Source organism: Streptomyces himalayensis subsp. himalayensis, from assembly GCF_013778455.1.
Lineage (GTDB): Bacteria > Actinomycetota > Actinomycetes > Streptomycetales > Streptomycetaceae > Streptomyces > Streptomyces himalayensis.
In genome coordinates this window covers 373,467-393,971 of sequence record NZ_JACEHE010000005.1, presented here as the reverse complement: position 1 = coordinate 393,971, position 20,505 = coordinate 373,467, and the positions used below count along the sequence as shown (strand labels likewise).

General features: G+C 70.6%; 20 protein-coding genes and 1 tRNA gene. 10 read left to right on the top strand and 11 right to left on the bottom strand.

Annotation, left to right across the window (positions count from 1 at the left end; genetic code table 11):
* On the top strand, nt 1-797 hold a 797-nt coding region (locus H1D24_RS11810), incomplete at its 5' end, for a penicillin acylase family protein (RefSeq protein WP_181657383.1).
* A 105-nt stretch (nt 798-902) separates the two neighbouring features.
* On the opposite strand, the gene H1D24_RS11805 is transcribed toward H1D24_RS11810, so the two are convergent.
* On the bottom strand, nt 903-2,219 hold the full coding sequence (locus H1D24_RS11805; RefSeq protein WP_181657382.1) for an exo-beta-N-acetylmuramidase NamZ family protein: 1,317 nt from the start codon (nt 2,217-2,219) through the stop codon (nt 903-905).
* A 185-nt stretch (nt 2,220-2,404) separates the two neighbouring features.
* Here H1D24_RS11805 and H1D24_RS11800 point away from each other — a divergent pair, with 185 nt between their 5' ends.
* Together H1D24_RS11800 and H1D24_RS11795 are read left to right on the top strand one after the other, a co-directional pair.
* Nucleotides 2,405-3,172 (top strand): SDR family oxidoreductase, encoded by a 768-nt coding sequence (locus H1D24_RS11800; protein WP_181657381.1) that lies wholly within the window; start codon nt 2,405-2,407, stop codon nt 3,170-3,172.
* Nucleotides 3,173-3,358: 186 nt separating this feature from the next.
* On the top strand, nt 3,359-3,952 hold the full coding sequence (locus H1D24_RS11795; RefSeq protein ID WP_181657380.1) for a TetR/AcrR family transcriptional regulator: 594 nt from the start codon (nt 3,359-3,361) through the stop codon (nt 3,950-3,952).
* Nucleotides 3,953-4,086: 134 nt separating this feature from the next.
* Here H1D24_RS11795 and H1D24_RS11790 read toward each other — a convergent pair whose 3' ends face one another.
* The 6 genes from H1D24_RS11790 to H1D24_RS11765 all read right to left on the bottom strand — a co-directional run bounded on the left by H1D24_RS11790 (nt 4,087) and on the right by H1D24_RS11765 (nt 8,945).
* Complete coding sequence (locus H1D24_RS11790) at nt 4,087-5,301, bottom strand: acyl-CoA dehydrogenase family protein (protein WP_181657379.1); 1,215 nt, start codon at nt 5,299-5,301, stop codon at nt 4,087-4,089.
* 8 nt (nt 5,302-5,309) lie between these two features.
* Entirely contained in the window at nt 5,310-6,458 is a 1,149-nt protein-coding gene (locus H1D24_RS11785; RefSeq protein ID WP_181657378.1) for a phosphotransferase family protein, read from the bottom strand.
* Nucleotides 6,459-6,715: 257 nt separating this feature from the next.
* Nucleotides 6,716-7,033 carry a DUF202 domain-containing protein gene (locus H1D24_RS11780; RefSeq protein ID WP_181657377.1) on the bottom strand — a complete coding sequence of 106 codons (318 nt, stop codon included), beginning with the start codon at nt 7,031-7,033 and terminating at the stop codon, nt 6,716-6,718.
* Nucleotides 7,030-7,422 carry a YidH family protein gene (locus H1D24_RS11775; protein ID WP_181657376.1) on the bottom strand — a complete coding sequence of 131 codons (393 nt, stop codon included), beginning with the start codon at nt 7,420-7,422 and terminating at the stop codon, nt 7,030-7,032. The genes H1D24_RS11780 and H1D24_RS11775 overlap by 4 nt, the downstream gene beginning before the upstream one ends.
* 52 nt (nt 7,423-7,474) lie before the next feature.
* Nucleotides 7,475-7,996: an NUDIX domain-containing protein gene (locus H1D24_RS11770; RefSeq protein WP_181657418.1), complete on the bottom strand. Its 522-nt coding sequence runs from the start codon at nt 7,994-7,996 to the stop codon at nt 7,475-7,477.
* A gap of 55 nt (nt 7,997-8,051) precedes the next feature.
* The gene (locus H1D24_RS11765; RefSeq protein WP_181657375.1) at nt 8,052-8,945 is read right to left on the bottom strand and encodes a DMT family transporter; all 894 of its coding nucleotides are present in this window, start codon (nt 8,943-8,945) and stop codon (nt 8,052-8,054) included.
* A gap of 221 nt (nt 8,946-9,166) precedes the next feature.
* Here H1D24_RS11765 and H1D24_RS11760 point away from each other — a divergent pair, with 221 nt between their 5' ends.
* From H1D24_RS11760 to H1D24_RS11740, 5 genes are all read left to right on the top strand, one after another.
* A complete protein-coding gene (locus H1D24_RS11760) occupies nt 9,167-10,822 on the top strand; it encodes an FAD-binding dehydrogenase (RefSeq protein ID WP_181657374.1) in 1,656 nt (551 codons plus the stop codon).
* A 184-nt stretch (nt 10,823-11,006) separates the two neighbouring features.
* Nucleotides 11,007-11,951 carry a hypothetical protein gene (locus tag H1D24_RS11755; RefSeq protein ID WP_309484279.1) on the top strand — a complete coding sequence of 315 codons (945 nt, stop codon included), beginning with the start codon at nt 11,007-11,009 and terminating at the stop codon, nt 11,949-11,951.
* Between the two features lie 84 nt (nt 11,952-12,035).
* The gene (locus H1D24_RS11750) at nt 12,036-13,568 is read left to right on the top strand and encodes an APC family permease (protein WP_181657373.1); all 1,533 of its coding nucleotides are present in this window, start codon (nt 12,036-12,038) and stop codon (nt 13,566-13,568) included.
* A gap of 79 nt (nt 13,569-13,647) precedes the next feature.
* Nucleotides 13,648-14,406 carry a molybdopterin-dependent oxidoreductase gene (locus H1D24_RS11745; RefSeq protein WP_374064212.1) on the top strand — a complete coding sequence of 253 codons (759 nt, stop codon included), beginning with the start codon at nt 13,648-13,650 and terminating at the stop codon, nt 14,404-14,406.
* Nucleotides 14,390-15,049 (top strand): cytochrome b/b6 domain-containing protein, encoded by a 660-nt coding sequence (locus tag H1D24_RS11740; RefSeq protein ID WP_181657372.1) that lies wholly within the window; start codon nt 14,390-14,392, stop codon nt 15,047-15,049. Before H1D24_RS11745 ends, H1D24_RS11740 begins: the two co-directional genes overlap by 17 nt.
* A 95-nt stretch (nt 15,050-15,144) precedes the next feature.
* Here the strand turns inward: H1D24_RS11740 and H1D24_RS11735 are convergent, their stop codons facing one another.
* Nucleotides 15,145-16,542 (bottom strand): GntP family permease, encoded by a 1,398-nt coding sequence (locus H1D24_RS11735; protein WP_181657371.1) that lies wholly within the window; start codon nt 16,540-16,542, stop codon nt 15,145-15,147.
* Nucleotides 16,543-16,652: 110 nt separating this feature from the next.
* The gene (locus tag H1D24_RS11730; RefSeq protein WP_181657370.1) at nt 16,653-17,177 is read right to left on the bottom strand and encodes a gluconokinase; all 525 of its coding nucleotides are present in this window, start codon (nt 17,175-17,177) and stop codon (nt 16,653-16,655) included.
* Nucleotides 17,178-17,307: 130 nt separating this feature from the next.
* On the opposite strand from H1D24_RS11730, the gene H1D24_RS11725 reads away from it, so the two are divergent.
* Entirely contained in the window at nt 17,308-18,009 is a 702-nt protein-coding gene (locus tag H1D24_RS11725) for a FadR/GntR family transcriptional regulator (protein WP_181657369.1), read from the top strand.
* Nucleotides 18,010-18,061: 52 nt separating this feature from the next.
* On the opposite strand, the gene H1D24_RS11720 is transcribed toward H1D24_RS11725, so the two are convergent.
* Nucleotides 18,062-18,481: a YchJ family protein gene (locus tag H1D24_RS11720; protein ID WP_181657368.1), complete on the bottom strand. Its 420-nt coding sequence runs from the start codon at nt 18,479-18,481 to the stop codon at nt 18,062-18,064.
* A gap of 302 nt (nt 18,482-18,783) precedes the next feature.
* Nucleotides 18,784-18,868: transfer RNA gene (locus H1D24_RS11715), tRNA-Leu, on the bottom strand.
* Between the two features lie 215 nt (nt 18,869-19,083).
* Here H1D24_RS11715 and H1D24_RS11710 point away from each other — a divergent pair.
* Nucleotides 19,084-20,418: a M20/M25/M40 family metallo-hydrolase gene (locus tag H1D24_RS11710; protein ID WP_181657367.1), complete on the top strand. Its 1,335-nt coding sequence runs from the start codon at nt 19,084-19,086 to the stop codon at nt 20,416-20,418.
* The last annotated feature ends 87 nt before the right edge of the window (nt 20,419-20,505 follow it).

Below are 20,505 nucleotides of genomic sequence, written 5' to 3'. Positions count from 1 at the left end.
AGCAGGCCAAGGACTACAGCGCCGCCAACTTCAGCCTGGGGGCCGTCCATCGCGGCGATCTCCTCGACGGGCGCGTGAAGAAGCTCGTCGAGAAGGGCGGGGTCACCCGGGCCTCGCTCACCCGGGCGATGGCCGACGCGGCGGTCACCGATCTGAGGGGCGAACAGGTGCTCCCGGAGCTGCTGAAGGTGCTGCGCTCCGCACCCATCAGCGATCCCGCGCTCGCCAGGGCGGTGCAGCAGCTGGAGTCCTGGCGGGCGGCGGGAGCGCAGCGCAAGGAGACCTCGGCCGGCTCGCACACGTACGCCCACACCGACGCGGTGCGGATCATGGACGCCTGGTGGCCGCTGCTGGTGGACGCCCAGTTCAAGCCGGGCCTGGGCGATGACCTGTGGGACGCGCTGACCGCGCAGCTCACGGTCGACGAGTCGCCGTCCGCAAGCCACGGTCCCACGGGCGGGCATGCGGGCTCCGCGTTCCAGTACGGATGGTGGGGCAACGTCGACAAGGACCTGAGGAAGGTACTCGGGGAGCCCGTGGAGGGCGCGCTCGGCCGTGCCTACTGCGGCGACGGGGCACTCGACGCCTGCCGCGGCGTGCTGACCGACACGCTCACGCGGGCCGCCGCCAAGCCCGCGACCGAGGTCTACCCGGGCGACGACAGCTGCGACGCGGGCGACCAGTGGTGCGCGGACGCGATCGTCCATCGCCCCCTCGGCGGCATCAAGCACCGCGCGATCCAGTGGCAGAACCGCCCGACGTACCAGCAGGTCGTGGAGTTCCCGGCCCATCGGTAGCGCACCTGGGGCGGCGGGCCTGGGAGGTACGGTCCGCCGCCGCACGGCGCCTGTCGCCACCAACGGCCCGCCACGCGCGCGTGAGCCCGGTCCCGTACGGGCGCGTCAGCGGTAGAGCAGATAACCGGCGCGCACCCGCCGGAACGCCGCGAGTTCGCTCTGCCAGGCCGCCACCACCTCGTCCGTGTCCGCTCCCGCGTCGATCATCGTGCGGACCTGCGTACTGCCCGTCAGCTTGTCGATCCAGTTGTCGGAGCGCCACGCGAAGCCGCTCCACACCCGCTTCGCGGTCACCAGCAGCGCGATGCCGGTGCGCACCGGGTCGTACGCCGCGTGGTCTCGGACATGGATCTGCACGCCGCCCACCGTCTTGCCCTGGAACTTGGAGAACGTGGGCGCGAAGTACGCCTCGCGGAAGTCCACGCCCGGCAGTTCGAGGGCGTTCGCGGACTCGGCCCAGCGGCGGTCGATGCCCTCCGCGCCGAGCAGCTCGAAGGGGCGCGTCGTGCCGCGCCCCTCGGAGAGGTTGGTGCCCTCGAAGAGGCAGGCCCCCGCATAGACGAGCGCGGTGTCGGGCGTCGGCATGTTGGGGCTCGGCGGGACCCAGGGAAGCCCCGAGGTGTCGTAGAACTCGGTGCGCTTCCAGCCGGTCATGAGCACGGTGTCCAGCGGAACCGGCGTCCCCAGGAACTCGCCGTTGAACAGGCGCGCGAGCTCCGCGACCGTCATCCCGTGCGCCTGCGAGATCGGCTGCCGGCCGACGAACGTCGCGAACTCCTTGTGCAGGACCGGCCCTTCGGCGCTGCGGCCCGTCACCGGGTTCGGGCGGTCCAGGACCACGAACCGCTTGCCCGCGAGCTGCGCGGCCTCCATGCAGTCGTAGAGCGTCCAGATGTACGTGTAGAAGCGCGCGCCCACGTCCTGGATGTCGAAGACGACCGTGTCCACACCGGACGCGGTGAAGATGTCGGCCAGCGGCCGCCCGCTCTTCAGGTACGTGTCGTACACCGGCAGTCCGGTCGCCGGATCGTCGTACCGGCCCTCCGAGCCGCCCGCCTGCGCCGTCCCGCGGAAGCCGTGCTCGGGCCCGAAGACCGCGATCAGGTTGACGCGCTCGTCCTCATGCATCACGTCGACGATGTGGCGTACGCCCCCGCTTCCGGTGCCCCCGCGGGTGACCCCGGTCGGGTTGGTCACGATGCCGACCCGTTCGCCGTCCAGCAGCGCGTAGCCGTCGGCGGCCAGCTGTTCGAAGCCGGTGCGCAGCGGGCGGCCGCCCTCCGCCGCGGCGGCCGGTCCGGCGGACAGCGGTCCTGCGACGGCTGCGGCTCCCGCTGCCGAGCCTGCGGCGAGCAGGCTGCGTCTGGACACGTCACGTCTGGACAGGTCGCGTCTGGACTCGTTGCGTCTGGACTGGTTCATGGTGCTACCTCCGTGTTCTGAGTGATCGCGGAAGATCGCATGGCCTCGCACGCTAGCGCGCATGCCGTTCGCCGGGAACAGGGCGTTCCCGGCAGCGGGGAGCGGCGTTCCCTCTTCCCATACCCCTTCCGTTCCTCCTGACCGACTGCTTAGTCTGTACTTCGCAGTCGAGTCGAGGGAGACCGATGGTGGACACCCTGCAGGGGTCGGGAGTCGTCGTCACCGGAGCCGGTGGCGGCATCGGGGCGGCGCTGGCACGCAGATTCGCCGCGTCCGGGGCGCGCGTCGTGGTCAACGACCTGGATCCCGTGAAGGCGAAGGCCGTGGCCGAGGAGTTCGGCGGCATCGCGCTGCCGGGCGACGCGTCCGCGATCGTGGCGGACGCACGGGACGCACTGGGCGGCACCGTCGACGTCTACTGCGCCAACGCCGGGCTCGCCTCCGGAGGCACGGAGGGCGCCGACGAGGAGGTGTGGGCCACCGCCTGGGACGTCAACGTCATGGCTCATGTGCGCGCCGCCCGGGAGTTGCTCCCCGGCTGGCTGGAGCGCGGCGATGGCCGCTTCGTCTCCACCGTCTCCGCCGCCGGACTGCTCACCATGGTCGGCGCCGCGCCCTACAGCGTCACCAAGCACGGCGCGTACGCCTTCGCCGAGTGGCTCTCGCTCACGTACCGGCACCGCGGCATCAAGGTCCACGCGATCTGCCCGCAGGGCGTACGCACGGACATGCTCACCGCTTCCGGATCGGCCGGCGAACTCGTGCTGGCTCCCACGGCGATCGAGCCGGATGACGTCGCGGACGCCCTCTTCGCGGGCATGGCCGAGGACCGCTTTCTGATCCTGCCGCACCGCGAGGTTGCCGAGTACTACCGGTTGCGGGCCGCCGAGCCCGATCGCTGGCTGACGAGCATGAACCACATCCAGCAGAAATGGGAGGCGGCCGGGCAGTGACGGCTGTTCCGCGCGTGCGGCGGGTTCGTCGGTCCGCGTGCGGCAGAGCAAACGGTCCGCGTGCGGTGGGTCCTGCCCGACACGCCGGAGTCGGCAAGTGGGAAGATCCTCTCGCGGGATGTGCGTTCCGGACCAGGGGACGCGTGACGCCCCGCGCGCAACGACACGGAAAGGCAGGTGGCGGCAGTGCCCAGGACGACGGACGGAGACGGCACGCCCGTCCCGCGGCGGCTGCTCGCCGCCGCCACCCGGCTCTTCGCCGAACGCGGCTACGACCGTACGTCGGTGCAGGAGATCGTCGAGGCGGCCGGGGTCACCAAGGGTGCGCTCTACCACTACTTCGGTTCCAAGGACGACCTGCTGCACGAGGTGTACGCGCGCGTGCTCCGCGTCCAACAGGAGCGCCTCGACGCCGTGGCGGACACCGACGCACCGGTCGAGCAGCGACTGCGCGACGCCGCGGCCGACGTCGTGGTCACGACCATCGAGAACCTCGACGACGCGGCGATCTTCTTCCGCTCCATGCACCACCTGAGCCCCGAGAAGAACAAGCAGGTACGGGCCGAGCGGCGCCGCTACCACGAGCGGTTCCGGGCTCTTGTCGAAGAGGGCCAGAAGAGCGGGGTGTTCTCCACCGCGACGCCCGCCGACCTGGTGGTCGACTACCACTTCGGGTCCGTGCACCACCTGTCCACGTGGTACCGGCCGGACGGACCGCTCGGCCCGCAGGAGGTCGCCGACCACCTGGCGGACCTGCTGCTGCGGGCGTTGCGGCCGTAAGCTGACCGCTGCAGAACTCATCGCTGTGCAGAACGCTGTGCAGAACTAATCGCTGTAGAGAGCCCCTGAGCGCCTGAGCCCCTGAGCCCCTGAGCCCCCCCAGCCGGACGGCCGGGGGGCTCACGTACGTCTGGCTAGAGGTACCGCTTCAGCTCGCGCCGCGCCAGCGACCGCTGGTGCACCTCGTCGGGTCCGTCCGCGAGCCGCAGCGTCCGTGCGGCCGCCCAGAGTTCGGCGAGCGGGAAGTCCTGGCTCACGCCGCCCGCGCCGTGCAGCTGCACCGCCTGGTCGAGGATGTCCACGACCGCCCGCGGTGTCGCGATCTTGATGGCCTGGATCTCGGTGTGAGCGCCCTTGTTGCCGACCGTGTCCATCAGCCAGGCCGTCTTCAGCACGAGCAGCCGCAGCTGCTCCACGGCGACCCGCGCGTCCGCGATCCACTCCTGGACGACGCCCTGCTGGGCGAGTGGCTTGCCGAACGCCGTACGCGCCACCGCCCGCTTGCACATCAGCTCGATCGCCCGCTCGGCCATGCCGATCAGCCGCATGCAGTGGTGGATACGGCCCGGGCCGAGCCGCGCCTGAGCGATCGCGAAGCCGCCGCCCTCCTCGCCGATGAGGTTCGACACCGGCACGCGCGCGTGGTCGAAGACGACCTCCGCGTGGCCCCCGTGGTAGTGGTCCTCGTACCCGTACACCTGCATCGCGCGCCGGATCTCGAGGCCCGGGGTGTCGCGCGGCACCAGCACCATGGACTGCTGGCGGCGGATGTCCGGGCCGTCCGGGTCGGTCTTGCCCATCACGATGAAGATCTTGCAGTCGGGGTTCATGGCGCCCGAGATGTACCACTTGCGGCCGGTGATGACGTACTCGTCGCCGTCCCGCTCGATGCGCGTGGTGATGTTGGTGGCGTCGGAGGAGGCCACTTCGGGCTCGGTCATCGCGAAGGCGGAGCGGATCTCGCCCGCGAGGAGCGGCTCCAGCCACTGCTTCTTCTGCTGCTCGTCGCCGAACTGGGCGAGCACCTCCATGTTGCCGGTGTCCGGGGCGGCGCAGTTCAGCGCGGTCGGCGCCAGATGGGGGGAGCGGCCGGTGATTTCGGCGAGGGGAGCGTACTGGAGGTTGGTGAGCCCGGCGCCGTACTCCTCGTCCGGAAGGAAGAGGTTCCACAGGCCCCGCCTGCGGGCCTCGGCCTTGAGGTCCTCGACGACCGCCGGGGTGTCCCACGGCGAGGCGAGCCGTGTGCGCTGTTCTTCTGCGATCGCCTCGGCCGGGTAGACGAACTCGTCCATGAAGGCCAGCAGCTTGCCCCGCAGCTCTTCCGTACGCGCATCGAATGCGAAGTCCATGGTCTTGGTCAGCCTTCCTGGAGGGTGGTGAGGCCGTGCTCGATGAAGACGGGGACCAGGTCGCCGATGCGGTCGAACCCGGCGCCGACCGTCTGGCCCAGCGTGTAGCGGTAGTGGATGCCCTCGAGGATCACGGCGAGCTTGAACCAGGCGAACGCCGTGTACCAGGAGACGGCGGACACGTCGCGCCCCGAGCGCGCGGCGTACCGCTCGATCAGCTCGGCGGGGTCCGGGTGACCGGCCGCCGTGGCGGTCGTGCTGACGGGGGAGTCGGGCGTCTGAAGCGGGACGCTGTACATCACCAGCAGACCCAGATCGGTGAGCGGGTCGCCGAGGGTGGACATCTCCCAGTCGAGGATCGCCTTGATCTCGTCGTCACCCTTTATTGGCTCGCTCGCCTCCGGGGCGCTTTCAGCCGGTGTCGAGAGGCCGATCGTGCTCAGCCCTTCGGGCCTCCGCGCGTTCGCCCTCTCAACACCGGCGCGCCCCTTCGGCTCGCTCGCGGCGCCGATCAGCACGTTGTCCAGCCGGTAGTCGCCGTGGACGACCGTCGGGGCGGGCGATGTGGGCAGCTCGCGGCCGAGTGCGGCGTGCAGTTCGTCGATCCCGGCCAGTTCGCGGTTGCGGGAGGCGTCGAGCTGCTTGCCCCAGCGGCGCAGCTGCCGGTCGAGGAAGCCCTCGGGCCGCCCGAAGTCCTCAAGGCCCACGTCGGCCGGAGCCACGGCGTGCAGTTCGACGAGGGTGTCGACGAGCCCGAGCACCGCGGCCCGGGTCCGGTCGGGGCCGAGCGGGGCGAGCTGCTCGGCGGTGCGGTACGGGGTGCCGTCCACGAACTCCATGACGTAGAAGGGCGCGCCGACCACGTCCTCGTCCTCGCACAGCAGCACCGGCCGCGGCACCGGCACCGCCGTGGGATACAGCGCGCTGATCACCCGGTGCTCGCGCTTCATATCGTGCGCGGTCGCCAGCACATGGCCCAGCGGCGGGCGGCGCACGACCCACTTCGCCGCCCCGTCGGAGACCGCGTACGTGAGGTTGGACCGCCCGCCCTCGATCAGCCGGCCGGTCAGCGGACCGCTCACCAGGCCGGGCCGATCTCTGTCCAGCCGCTGGCGCAGCCGGCCGAGATCGAGGCCTGGGGGGTGGTCTGAGCTCATCGTTCGCTCCTCCGTGCGCGGCTGGCGGGATGCGTTCCCAAGGACACCACAGAATGATGCCGACCGGTCGGTATGTAGTCCAGGGGTGGAGCGGAACGTGATCCGTTTCGCTCTCGTGGCAGCGGCACCAGAGTCGTGGACGACACCAGATTCGCAGGTCCGCGTCGGCGTCGTAAGGCCGCGTCGGCGTCGTAAGGCCGTGTCAGCGTCGTGAGCCGTGTCAGCGTCGTGAGGCGTGTCAGCGTCCTGACGCGGTGTCACAGGACGACCGCCGCCGCGAATGCCGCCAGGGCCAGCGTGCACGCCGCGGCCGCGACCGCATGCCGGGGCGTCAACGGAGCCGGGGGCGCCCCCGCCAGCGCGCGGATCCGGCGATGGGCCAGGGCCAGGAACCCCAGCCACGCGAGGAAGCAGAGGGCGCAGGCCACCACCCCGATCGTGGTGGGACCGCCGTGCAGGGTCGTCCGGGCCGCCAGCACCGCGGCCACCGTGCAGGCCAGCGTCGTACGCCGCCACGCGAGCCTCGTACGTTCCGGCTGCAGCCCCGGGTCCCGGGCCCCGGACGGGCCGGTCATCCTTCCCAGCCGACGAGCACGACCACCACCATCGCCACCGCTACCACCGCGACGGCGAGGCTCAGCAGCGCGGGGAACCGCGACACCGGCAGGTCCTCGCCACGCCGCATGGCCCGCTCGCAGCGCACCCAGTGGTTCACCGCCCGCAGCGAGCACAGCACCCCGGCCGCGAGCAGCGCGAGGGCGAGCCCCACGCGCCATGCCCACCGCAGGTCCGGCAGGAACTGATCCACGGCGAAGCCGCCGCCGATGAGCGCGAGCGCGGTGCGCAGCCACGCGAGGAACGTGCGCTCGTTGGCCAGCGAGAACCGGTAGTCGGGCGTCCGGCCCTCCTCCCGGATGGCCTGGGGGACGAACCAGAGCCGGAGGTTCCGTACGAACTCGATCACGCGCAGGACCCTACCGGGGAGCGGACAGGCCGCCGGTGCTCCGGCGGGCCACTCAGCTCGGGCGACCCGCCCGATACGCCTTCAGCCGCTCGTACGCCGCCAGACCGTCCGGCACCCACACCCACTTGCTGAGCCGCCGCTCCAGCTCGGGGTCGGTGAGGAAGCCGTGCCAGGCGACCTCCTCGACCTGGGGGCTCACCGGCAGCTCGCAGCGGACCTCGTACACGGACGACCACCAGCTCTGCCCGTCGCCACCGTCGTACAGGAACTTGAACAGCGGCACAGGGCGCGGCAGCCCCGAGACGCCGAGCTCCTCCTCGGCCTCGCGCAGCGCCGCCGCGTCGTACGACTCGCCCGCCCCCACGACCCCGCCGACGAACATGTCGTACATCGAAGGGAAGACCAGCTTCGTCGGCGTACGGCGATGCACGAAGATCCGTCCCTCGGCGTCCCGCGCCTGAATGAACACGCAGCGGTGCCGCAGACCAAGCGCATACGCCTCGCCGCGCGGCACCTGCGCCACGACCCGGTCGTCCTCGTCGACGATGTCAAGCAGCTCGTCCGCGGCACTCATGGCGTCACTCACAGCGGCATCTTCTCAGGCTCTCACCACTCGGGTGGGCTGCTGTTCAGCTCGGCTGCACATCCGGTACGCGCTCCACCGGCGCCCCGCCCCGCGGCATGGCCGGATGGATTCCGAGCAGCACGATGCCGGCGACGACCGCGGCAAGACCCGCCGCCTGCCACGCCAGTGCGCCCGCGTCCGTGCGCAGCTGGTCGCCGAGGAAGCCGACCCCGCACGCGATGCCGGCCAGCGGCTGGGCGGCCGTCAACGCGGGCAGGGACATCCGCAGCGAAGCCGTCTCGAAGGCGCTCTGGACGAGGATGAGCCCGACGACGCCCAGTACCAGCACGGCGTACGGCTGCCAGCCCGTGAAGAGGAAGAGCCAGCCGCCTTCCGTGAACCGCTGCCCGCTCACCCGGGTCAGCGCGTCCTGCACGCCGTACAGGATTCCGGCCGCCGCCGCCAGCAGGGCCGGCCCCGCACTGAGCCACGACCGCTTCGCGAACACCGTCAGCACCAGGGCAGCAGCGACCATCAGCCCGATGATCAGCCACTGCCGCAGCGGACCGGCGACGTCGTCACCTCCGGTCGGCTGTCCCGCCAGGATGAACGCCGTCACGCCGCCCGCGAGCAGAGCGAGACCCGCCCAGCCCTGGCGGCCCAGCGGCTGCCCGGTCTGCCGGCGGGAGAGGGCCATCGCGAAGAGCAGGTTCGTCGCCAGCAGGGGCTCGACCAGGGACAGCTCGCCATTGCCCAGAGCGAACGCGCCCAGCACCATGCCGCAGACCATGAGCCCGATCCCGGCCAGCCACCGCGGCATACGCATCAGGTCGAGCAGGAGGCGAGGCGAGAGGAAGTCGCTCAGCGGGGCGTGCTGCGCCGCGTTCTGCTGCAGGACGTATCCGAGGCCCAGGCAGCAGGCCGCTGACAAGGCGAGGACGAGAACCAGAACCGACACGCAGCACCTCAAGACTCGGATCCGGCCACGGGCGCGTCACGGCCGTGCCGGGGTACCAGCCTGACGATAGCTCTCCTCCCGGCGCCCCGCAGTTGGCTCGGTCACGTCCAGCCCAAGACTCGGTCATGTCCGTTCCCCAAGACTCGGTCACGTCCGTTCCCGAAGATCCGACCGACCGGTAAGAATGTCGCCCACTGATATTCGAGGAGGGGACGGGGCTCATGGCCTACGACGCAGATGTGATCGTGATCGGGGCGGGTCTCGCCGGGCTCGCGGCGACCGCGGAGCTCGTCGACGCGGGGCGCAAGGTCATCCTCCTCGACCAGGAGCCCGAGCAGTCGATCGGCGGCCAGGCCCACTGGTCCTTCGGCGGCCTCTTCTTCGTCGACTCGCCCGAGCAGCGCCGCATGCGTATCAGGGACAGCCACGAGCTGGCCCTCCAGGACTGGATGGGCACGGCCGCCTTCGACCGTGACGAGGACCACTGGCCGCGGAAGTGGACCGAGGCGTACGTCGACTTCGCGGCCGGTGAGAAGCGGGCCTGGCTGCACGGTCAGGGTGTGCGCTTCTTCCCGGTCGTGGGCTGGGCGGAGCGCGGGGGCTACGACGCGAACGGGCACGGGAACTCCGTACCGCGCTTCCACATCACCTGGGGAACGGGCCCCGGCCTCGTCGCGCCGTTCGAGCGGCGGGTACGGGAAGGCGTCGCGCGGGGGCTGGTGCAGCTGAGGTTCCGCCACCGCGTGACGGGCCTCTCGCGCAGCGCGGGCGCGGTGGACACGGTCAGCGGCGAGATCCTGGAGCCCTCGGACATCGAGCGCGGCCAGGCCAGCGGCCGGGCGGTCACCGGCTCCTTCGAGCTCCGGGCCCAGGCCGTGATCGTCACCTCCGGCGGCATCGGCGGCAACCACGATCTCGTACGCGCCAACTGGCCGAAGCGCCTCGGCCAGCCGCCCGCCAAGATGCTCTCCGGTGTTCCCGCGCACGTCGACGGCCTGATGCTCGGGATCGCCGAGAAGGCGGGCGCCCGCCTCATCAACCGCGACCGCATGTGGCACTACACCGAGGGCATCGAGAACTGGAACCCCATCTGGGGCAAGCACGGCATACGCATCCTGCCCGGCCCCTCGTCCCTCTGGCTCGACGCGCGCGGCAACCGGCTGCCGGTGCCGCTCTTCCCGGGCTTCGACACGCTGGGGACTCTCGAGCACATCATGAAGACCGGGTTCGACCACACGTGGTTCGTCCTCGACCAGAAGATCATCGGCAAGGAGTTCGCGCTCTCCGGCTCCGAGCAGAACCCGGATCTGACGGGCAAGTCCGTCCGCGACGTCATCGGGCGGGCACGCGCCGACGTCCCCGGTCCCGTCAAGGCGTTCATGGACAACGGTGTCGACTTCGTCGTCGAGAAGGATCTCGGCGCTCTCGTACGCGGCATGAACGCCCTCACCGAGGAACCGCTGATCGACGAGGAGCAGCTGCGGCGCACCCTCACGGCACGCGACCGCGAGATCACCAACCCCTTCACCAAGGACCTCCAGGTGACCGCGATCCGCGGCGCCCGCAACTACCTCGGCGACAAGCTCATCCGCACGGCGACCCCGCACCGCATTCTCGACCCCAAGGCGGGCCCGCTGATCGCCGTACGCCTGAACATCCTCACCCGCAAGACGCTCGGCGGCCTCGAGACGGACCTGTCGTCGCGGGTGCTGACGGAGGGCGGCGAACCTCTGCCCGGCGTGTACGCCGCGGGCGAGGCCGCCGGCTTCGGCGGCGGCGGAGTCCACGGCTACCGCTCCCTCGAGGGCACGTTCCTCGGCGGCTGCCTCTTCTCGGGCCGAACGGCGGGGCGGGCGGCGGCGAGGGCGGTGGCGTAGCGGATACCCGCTGGGGCAGGGGTGCGTCCTACTCGTGTTGACCGGCGGAGCAAACCAGCCCAGTTGACACGAGTAGGCACCAAGGCGCCCTTGACGGAAACAACCCCCTCCGCTTTGCTGTCCGTGATCACCGCTGGCACACCGTGCCATAACCGCGCATAGCCGTGTCATAAAGGAACCCACGGTGTCCCCACCCCCCTTCGGCCGTGCCCGCAAGCGGACAGAACGCGCATTCGACCCCGCGCTGGACGACACGGAACTCGCCTCCGCCCGTACCGCCCTGGCCCAGGGCCGCTGGACCGCCGTCCGCTCGCTGCTGGCGGCCACCGGCGACGACTGGGACCGCCGCGGCCACCGGATCACCGTCCTCGCCCAGGAGCCGAGCACCGCCGCCTGGTCCCGCGAGTGGCGGCTGGCGGAGCCCGAGTCGGCCGACGCGGTCGTACTCCAGGCCTGCGCCATGGTCTTGCGCGCCCTGAACGGCAAGGAGCGCCCCGACCACGTGCGCAAGGCGTGCCACGCCGCGGCCGCACTCGTCCCGGACGACCCGACGCCCTGGCTCTCGCTGCTGATCCTCGAGCGCGCGACGGGCCGTGACGAAGACGTCGTACGGCTCTTCGACGAGGTCCGCCACCGCCACCCGGACCACCACCACGCCCACCATCTGATGGTGGCCCGCCTGGCGGAACGGCACGTCGAAGCCGGCCAGGACCCGATGCACGAGGTGTACGACTTCGCGTCCTGGGCCGCCGAACAGGCGTCCGAGGACTCTCCGCTGGCCATCCTGCCCGTCGTCGCGCACGCCGAGCGCTACCGCGTTCTGGCCGCCGCCGGCATGGAACCCCGCGACGCGGCGTGCGGTCGGCACTGGACGGGACGCCGGGCCCGCCAGGTCATGAAGGCGGCATTCGACTGGTGGCTGGAGTGGGAGCGTGACGACCATCCCCGCAACCGCATCGATCTGAACTTCCTCGCCCACGCGAAGGTCTGCGAGGGCCGTCCCGCCGAGGCGGCCGCGCTGTTCCACCGCATAGGACCGCATGCGACCCGGGCCCCCTGGTCGTACCCGGACCGGGATCCGTACGACGCCTTCCACACCGCGCGCAACATCGCACTCGGCACCGCCTAGCCCGCACCCGACCGCCGTTTCCGCCGTTCCTTCCCAGCCGTTCCTCATCCGCAAGTCGCCTGCCGCGAAAGGACAACCCCCGTCATGACCACGGGCAGTTCGAGCACGAGCGAGATCAGAACCTACAAGGGGCAGGAGCGTGCCCTGCGCGCCGACCGCCTCGGCACGGCAGGGCTGCTGCTGTCCGTGCTCGCCGCCACGGCACCCCTCATGGTCGTCGCGGGTGTCATGCCCACCACATTCGGGGTGATGGGGATCGTCGGACAGCCCCTGCTCTTCGTCATCCTGGGCGTGGTGCTGGCGCTGTTCAGCTTCGGGTACGCCGAGATGAGCCGGCACGTCCACAACGCCGGTGCCTTCTACGCGTACATATCGCGCGGCCTGGGCGGCACGGCGGGCTCGGGCGCGGCGCTGGTCGCACTCGTCGCCTACAGCGCGCTGCAGGTCGGCGTCTACGGCATCCTCGGTTTCGAGGTCTCCGGGCTGTTCGCCACCTACCTCGAGACGGAGGTCGCCTGGTGGATCCCCGCCCTCGCGGCCGCGCTCGTCGTCGGCGCCCTGGGCTGGCTGAAGATCGACCTCAACGCGCGCGTGCTCGGCGTGCTGCTGGTCATCGAGGTGGCGCTCGTCGTGATCTTCGACATCGCGGCGGTCGCCGACCCCGCCAAGGAAGGCCTGTCGCTGCAGGCGTTCAACCCCGAAACCCTGACCGGTGCGGGCCTCGGTACCGCACTGTGCTTCTGCGTCGCGGCCTTCCTCGGCTTCGAACAGGCGCCTGTCTACGCCGAGGAGACAAGCCGTCCCCACCTCGTCGTCGCCCGCGTGATGTTCCTGGCGATCGGGTTCGTCGCCGTCTTCTTCGCCCTCAGCTGCTGGGCGCTCACCGTCGCCACGGGCCCGTCCGGCATCGTCGCGGCCGCTCAGAAGCAGAGTGCCGGCCTGCTGTTCTTCCTCACCGAGAACACCCTCGGCGCCACCTTCACCGACGTCCTGCACGTCCTGTTCGTCACCGGCATGTTCGCCGCGATGCTCAGCTTCCACAACGTCGTCGCCCGGTACGCCTTCGCCATGGGCCGCGAGGGCCTGCTGCCCGCCGCCTTCGGCCGTACCAGCAACGCCAGTGGCGCGCCCGGCACCGGTTCGCTGCTGCAGACCGCGATCTCCGTGGTGGTGGTCGTGGCCTTCGCGATCACCGACGAGGGAGCGGCCGGCGATCCGACGGCGCCCGTGCTGCACCTGTTCACCTGGATGGGCAACGTCGGCGCGCTCGGCGTCATCCTGCTGATGGCCACCGCGTCGCTCGCCGTCATCGTCTTCTTCGCCCGCCGGGGCGCCGCGCGCGCCCAGGCCTGGCGCCTGGTCACGTCCGCGGTCGCCGGGATCGCCCTGCTCGTCATCGCGGTCTACACCGTCAAGGACTTCGACGTCCTCGTCGGCGCGGGCCCGGATTCGTCCCTCAGCTGGGTGCTGCCCGGCATCATCGCGCTGGCCGCCGTGGTCGGGCTCGTCCACGGCGCGGTGCTCCGCAGCCGGAGGCCGGAGGCGCATGCGCGTATAGGCCTGGGGAACGAGGCGTTCCAGCTCGAGAAGGCGGCGGAGTACGAAGTCTCGCGATGACGCTGTAGCGAGATGACAGAAGTCTGACGAACACCCGCGGCCCCTGGTCTCCAGGGCCCGCGGGTGTTCGAATCGATGGGTGACCTCAGAACAACCCGCAGAGCCCTCGGAGCTCCAAGAGCCCGAAGAAGAGGGGCACGGGACACCGGTCGGCCGCCGTCTCGTGCTCGGCATGCTCGGGCTCGGCGCGCTGGGCGTGGCCGCCGCCCCTCCGCTCCAGCGCGGTCTTGAGTCCTTCCTCGGCAACGCGGCGGACAAGGACCCGACCGGCCTGACCGGCCTGCTCCCCAACGGCGGCGGCTTCCGCTACTACTCGGTCGCCTCGTCCGTACCGCACAAGGGCGCCGACGACTACCGGCTGACGATCGACGGACTGGTCGACCGCCCCACCACGTACACACTCGCCGAGCTGCGTGCCATGCCGCAGACGCGGCTCGTGCGCGACGTCCAGTGCGTCACCGGATGGCGGGTGCCGGACACGCCCTTCGAGGGCGTACAGCTGTCGAGGCTGCTGGACGCCGCGGGAGTGCGCCCGGCGGCCACGGCGGTCCGCTTCACGTGCTTCGACGGCACGTACACCGAGAGCCTCACGCTGCGGCAGGCCCGCGGGGACGACGTCCTGGTGGCCCTGCGGATGCAGGACAAGCCCGTGAGCCACTCGCACGGCGGTCCTGTCCGCCTCTATGTGGCACCGATGTACTTCTACAAGTCCGCGAAGTGGCTCTCCGGCATCACTCTCACAGAGGACGTCCGGCCCGGGTACTGGGAAAAGCGCGGCTACGACGTGGACGCGTGGGTGGGCCGCTCGAACGGACGGGACGATGAGCCCACGACCTGAACTGCGGGGCGGACACGGCCTTGTGCGGGAAGGCGCCGCGTCCGAACAGCCGTCCCGAGTTCGCCGCTTCACTCGTGCCGAGCGCTGGGTGCACCGCACCACGGCCGCCCTGATGAGCGTCTGCGTGGCGACGGCCGCCAGTCTCTACGTGCCCCAGCTCGCCGAACTCGTCGGCCGCCGCGCCCTCGTGGTCATCCTCCACGAATGGTCGGGACTGCTGCTGCCGGTCCCGGCGCTGGCGGGCCTAGCCTCCCGCGCCTTCCGCGCGGATCTGCGGCTCCTGAACCGCTTCGGCCCGCACGACCGGCGGTGGCTGCGTGCGGTCGTACGCCGTGACAGGCGCCCGGAGTCGCGTCCGGCAGGGAAGTTCAACGCCGGACAGAAGACCTACGCCGCGTGGACCGCCGGAGCCGTGCTGGTGATGCTCGGCACCGGGCTGCTGATGTGGTTCACACATCTGACCCCACTCGTGTGGCGCACCGGCGCGACCTTCGTCCACGACTGGCTGGCACTGACGATCGGCATCGTCCTGGCCGGCCACATCGGCATGGCCCTGGCCGACCCGGAGGCCCGCCGCGGCCTGCGTACGGGTTCCGTGGACCGGGAGTGGGCGAAACGCGAACATCCGCTGTGGCGGCCGTAGGCGCGCTGGTCTCATCGCCCGTCATGCGAACGGCGACGGTGAGAACCCATCGTCGTGGGGTCTCACCGTCGCCGCGAACGCCGTGTCGGCCGACGCTAGATGATCAAGGACAGCAGCAGTACCAGGGCTCCCGCCACCACCGAGATGATCGTCTCCATCACGGACCAGGTCTTGATGGTCTGGCCGACGTTCAGCCCGAAGTACTCCTTGACGAGCCAGAATCCGGCGTCGTTGACGTGGCTGAAGAAGAGCGAGCCCGCGCCGATCGCCAGTACCAGCAGGGCGGCGTGCGTGGTCGACATGTCGGCAGCCAGCGGAGCCACCAGTCCGGCCGCGGAGATCGTCGCCACGGTCGCCGAGCCGGTCGCGAGGCGGATCGCCACCGCGATCAGCCAGGCCAGCAGCAGCGCCGGGATCGACCAGTCCTTGGAGAAGTCCAGGATCATCTGGCCGACACCGGAGTCGATCAGCGTCTGCTTGAAGCCGCCGCCCGCGCCGACGATCAGCAGGATCCCCGCGATCGGGGCGAGCGACGTCTCGACGGTGGAGGAGATCCGCTCCTTGGTGAATCCAGCTGCGCGGCCCAGCGTGAAGATGCCGACGATCACTGCGGCGAGCAGCGCGAACATCGACGAACCGATGACGTCGAAGACCCGCTGCACGGAGTTCTCGGGGTCGTCGATGACGATGTCCACAAGGGCCTTGGCCAGCATGAGCACGACGGGCAGCAGCACCGTGGCGAGGGTGATGCCGAAGCCCGGGCGCTTGTCCAGGTCCTCGGACGGGCGCTGCTGGGTCATCCGCTCCGGCACCGGTACGTCCACCCAGCGGGCCGCGTACTTCGAGAACAGCGGACCCGCGATGATCACTGTCGGGATGGCGACGACGATGCCGAGGGCCAGCGTCACGCCGAGGTTGGCCTTGATCGCGTCGATCGCGACCAGCGGGCCGGGGTGCGGCGGGATGAGGCCGTGCATCACGGACAGACCGGCGAGCGCCGGGATGCCGATGCGCATCAGCGAGTAGTTGCCGCGCTTGGCGACCATCAGCACCACCGGGATCAGCAGCACGATGCCGACCTCGAAGAAGAGCGGCAGCCCGATCACGGAGGCGATCAGCACCATTGCCCAGGGCATGGTGCGCCCGCTCGCCTTGGCGAGGATCGTGTCGACGATCTGGTCCGCGCCGCCGGAGTCGGCCAGCAGCTTGCCGAGGATCGCGCCCAGCGCGATCAGCACGCCCACGCCCGCCACGGTGGAGCCCAGGCCGGTGGTGAAGCTCGCGATGGCCTTGTCGAGCGGGGCGCCCGCGAAGGCGCCGAGCGCGAGTGACCCGATGGTCAGCGCCAGGAACGCATGGAGCTTGAACTTCGTGATGAGCAGGACGATGACGGCGATGCCCGCGAGGACGGCTATCCCGAGCTGGGCATTGCCCGCCGAGGTGATCGGCTCGACAGCGTCCGCTGCCAGCGTCTCGACGCTGAGACTGGTCACGGTCTGTTTCCTTGCATGGGTTGGGAGGTTTGCGGGTCAAGAGCTGTGGGGTGCGGCGGTGGGAGCAGGCAGGCGCGCCCGCCGGCCGGACCGGCCACGGGGGAGGGGTGCTACTCGGCCGGCTGCCGCCGCGCGAAGGCGCGGAGCGCTTCGACCGCCCGGTCGGTGATCTCGTCCGGGCTGCCCGACACATCGACGGCGACGCCCGCCTCGTCCGGCTCCAGCGGCTGGAGCGTGGCGAACTGGGAGTCCAGCAGGGCGGTCGGCATGAAATGGCCTTCGCGATGCGACATGCGGTCCTCGATGAGCTTCCGGTCGCCGGTGAGGTGGACGAAGACGACGCCGGGAGCGGCGGCGCGCAAGCGGTCGCGATAACTCCGCTTCAACGCCGAGCTGCTGACGACGCCACCGAGACCGTCCCTGCTGTGCGCCCAGGCGCCGATGGCGTCGAGCCAGGGCCAGCGGTCGTCGTCCGTCAATGGCGTCCCGGCCGACATCTTCGCGATGTTGGACTCGGGATGAAAGTCGTCGCCCTCGGCGTAGGGAACGCCGAGCCGGGCCGCGAGCAGGGGGCCGATCGTCGTCTTGCCGGTCCCTGCCACGCCCATGACCACGACGACCTGGGGGGTGCTCATCAGTTGCCTCGCTGTCTTCATCGACATCGTGTGTCGACGTAACTGAAGCTTAAAGGTCTGATGAATTCAAGGGAGTGTGATGTAAAAGTCTGACTTTTGAGCGCGGCCCGGTGCCTCGTACGCTGACCGCATGACGACGCAGGCCCAGGGGCTGCACGCACGCGTACTGGAGACCCTCGGGCCCGCCATCACCGCCGGGGAGTACAAGCCGGGCAGCGTGCTGCGCACCGACGAGCTGGCCGAGCGCCTCGAGGTGTCGCGCTCCGTGATGCGCGAGGCGGTGCGCGTCCTGGAGTCGATGCACCTCGTGGAGTCCCGTCGTCGCGTGGGCGTGACGGTGCGCCCCGTCGCGGAGTGGAACGTCTACGACCCCCAGGTCATCCGCTGGCGCCTCGCCGGCGCCGACCGCCCGCGCCAGCTGCGCTCGCTGACCGTGCTGCGCTCGGCCGTCGAACCCGTCGCCGCGGGACTGGCCGCGCGCAACGCCACCCCCGAGCAGTGCGCGGAACTCACCGAGTGCGCCCTGGGCATGGTCGCCACCTCACGCGGCCAGCAGCTGGAGGCGTACCTGGTGCACGACATCGCCTTCCACCGGGTGATCCTCAACGCCTCCGGCAACGAGATGTTCGCGCACCTCGGCGACCTCGTGGCCGAGGTACTGTCCGGCCGCACCCACCACCAGGTGATGTTCAAGGACCCCGATCCGCCGGCGGTCCGCCTGCATGTGCAGGTCGCGGAGGCGGTACGGGAGGGCGACGCGGCCCGCGCCGAGGAGCTCACCCGCGAGATCGCGGTGGGCGCGCTCCAGGAGCTGGACATCCTGGCGCCCTGAGGCGGGCCCGGCCCTCCGGCTCCGACCGGGGCACCGGCAGTCGGGCGCCCCGCTATGCGACGAACTCCCCGTCGACATAGACCCACGCCCCGTCGACCCGCGTGAAGCGGCTGCGCTCGTGCAGAACGCCCGGCCGGCCGCCGTCCGTGTAGTGCGCTCGGAAGGTCACCGTGCCCGTGGTGTGGAAGGCCGACCCGTCGGTCGTCCCGACGATCTCCAGGCCCGTCCAGCGCATCCCCGGATCGAACTCCACCCGCGGCGGCCGCGTCTCCGGATGCCAGGTCCGCAGCAGATACGCCTCGTCCCGTACCGCGAACGCGCTGTACCGCGACCGCATCAGCGCCTCGGCGGTCGGCGCCGAGGAGGCCCCGGAGTGGGGGCGGCCGCAGCACTCGCCGTACGTGGTGCCGGAACCGCAGGGGCACAGGGCGGGGGCCGCCGGAGCGGAGGGACGGATCTTGCGTCGGGCCATGCGGCCATTGTGCCCGGCAGGTGCCCGGCACCCGCTCAGGCGTACGTGCCGTGCGATCTGCACCCGAGGCCTCCGCAGGCCGGTAGGGGGCAGGCGCTGGCCCGCACCGAAGCTGTGGACCGTGCGTCGTGCTGCTCGTCGCCGGCCCGACCGCCGAGCACTGGGCCGACGTCCGGCAGGCCGCGGCGCAGTGCCCAGCCATCGCCGTCACGGTGGAGGAGTGACACGGTCGAGGAGTGACATCGCATGCCCGACCACACGCAAAACTGCCGGTCACCGAAGTGACCGGCAGTTCGCCGATGTGTCCGAGGGGGGACTTGAACCCCCACGCCCGATAAAGGGCACTAGCACCTCAAGCTAGCGCGTCTGCCATTCCGCCACCCGGACTTGGTGGTCTCTCGCGGTTTCCCGCGGCGACGTGGAAAACCATAGCAAACATTCGGAGGTGCCTGATCACCCGACTGATCACCCACCTGATCACCAGGTGATCACGGGCACTGCCGCTGTTAACGCTGCATGACCGGGCCGGGACCGGCCTTGGGCCCCGCCCGTCCGAGGGGGAGGATGGGGTACCACCAGCAGCTACAGCGGGAGGAAGCAGCGTGAGCGAGTCGAGCGGCGCCAGCAGGGCCGGGTCCGTCTCCGGCGAGGACGAGGTCGTCGACCTCTGCCGCGACCTCATCCGGATCGACACCAGCAACTACGGAGACCACTCGGGGCCGGGTGAGCGCAAGGCCGCCGAGTACATGGCCGAGAAGCTGGCCGAGGTCGGGCTCGAGCCGCAGATCTTCGAGTCCCACCCGGGCCGCTCCTCCACGGTGGCCCGCATCGAGGGCGAGGACCCCTCGCGGCCCGCACTCCTCATCCACGGCCACACCGATGTCGTACCGGCCAATGCCCACGACTGGACCCACCACCCGTTCTCGGGCGAGATCGCCGACGGCTGCGTGTGGGGCCGCGGCGCCGTCGACATGAAGGACATGGACGCGATGACCCTCGCGGTCGTGCGCGACCGGCTGCGCAGCGGGCGCAAGCCCCCGCGGGACATCGTGCTGGCCTTCGTCGCCGACGAGGAGGCGGGCGGGGTGTACGGCGCACGTCACCTCGTGGACAGGCACCCCGCGCTCTTCGAGGGCGTCACCGAGGCGATCGGCGAGGTCGGCGGCTTCTCCTTCACCGTCAACGAGCAGCTGCGGCTCTACCTCGTCGAGACCGCCCAGAAGGGCATGCACTGGATGCGGCTCACCGTGGACGGCACGGCCGGCCACGGCTCGATGACGAACGACGGCAACGCCATCACGGAACTCTGCGAGGCGGTCGGGCGGCTCGGCCGGCACAAGTGGCCGGTGCGCGTCACCAAGACCGTACGGTCCTTCCTCGACGAACTCTCCGACGCGCTCGGCACCGAACTCGACCCCGAGGACATGGACACCACCCTCGCCAAACTCGGGGGCATCGCGAAGATGGTCGGTGCCACACTGCGCAACTCCGCGGCCCCGACCATGCTCGGCGCCGGGTACAAGGTGAACGTGATCCCGGGCCAGGCCACCGCACACGTGGACGGGCGCTTCCTGCCGGGGTACGAGGAGGAGTTCCTGGCCGACCTCGACCGGATCCTGGGGCCGCGCGTCCGGCGCGAGGACGTGCACAGCGACAAGGCCCTGGAGACTGACTTCGACGGCTCGCTCGTCGACGCGATGCAGTCGGCGCTGCGTGCCGAGGACCCGATCGCGCGGGCCGTTCCGTACATGCTCTCCGGTGGTACGGACGCGAAGTCCTTCGACGATCTCGGCATCCGCTGCTTCGGCTTCGCGCCGCTGCAGCTACCGCCCGAGCTGGACTTCGCCGGCATGTTCCACGGGGTCGACGAGCGGGTCCCGGTCGAGGGGCTCAAGTTCGGCGTGCGCGTACTGGACCGGTTCATCGACGCATCCTGACGTGATGTCAACTCAATGTATGAGCATGGCACTTGACCGATTCGCTTGGAGGGCCCTGAGGAATCGGCACTCCAACAATCGTCCATA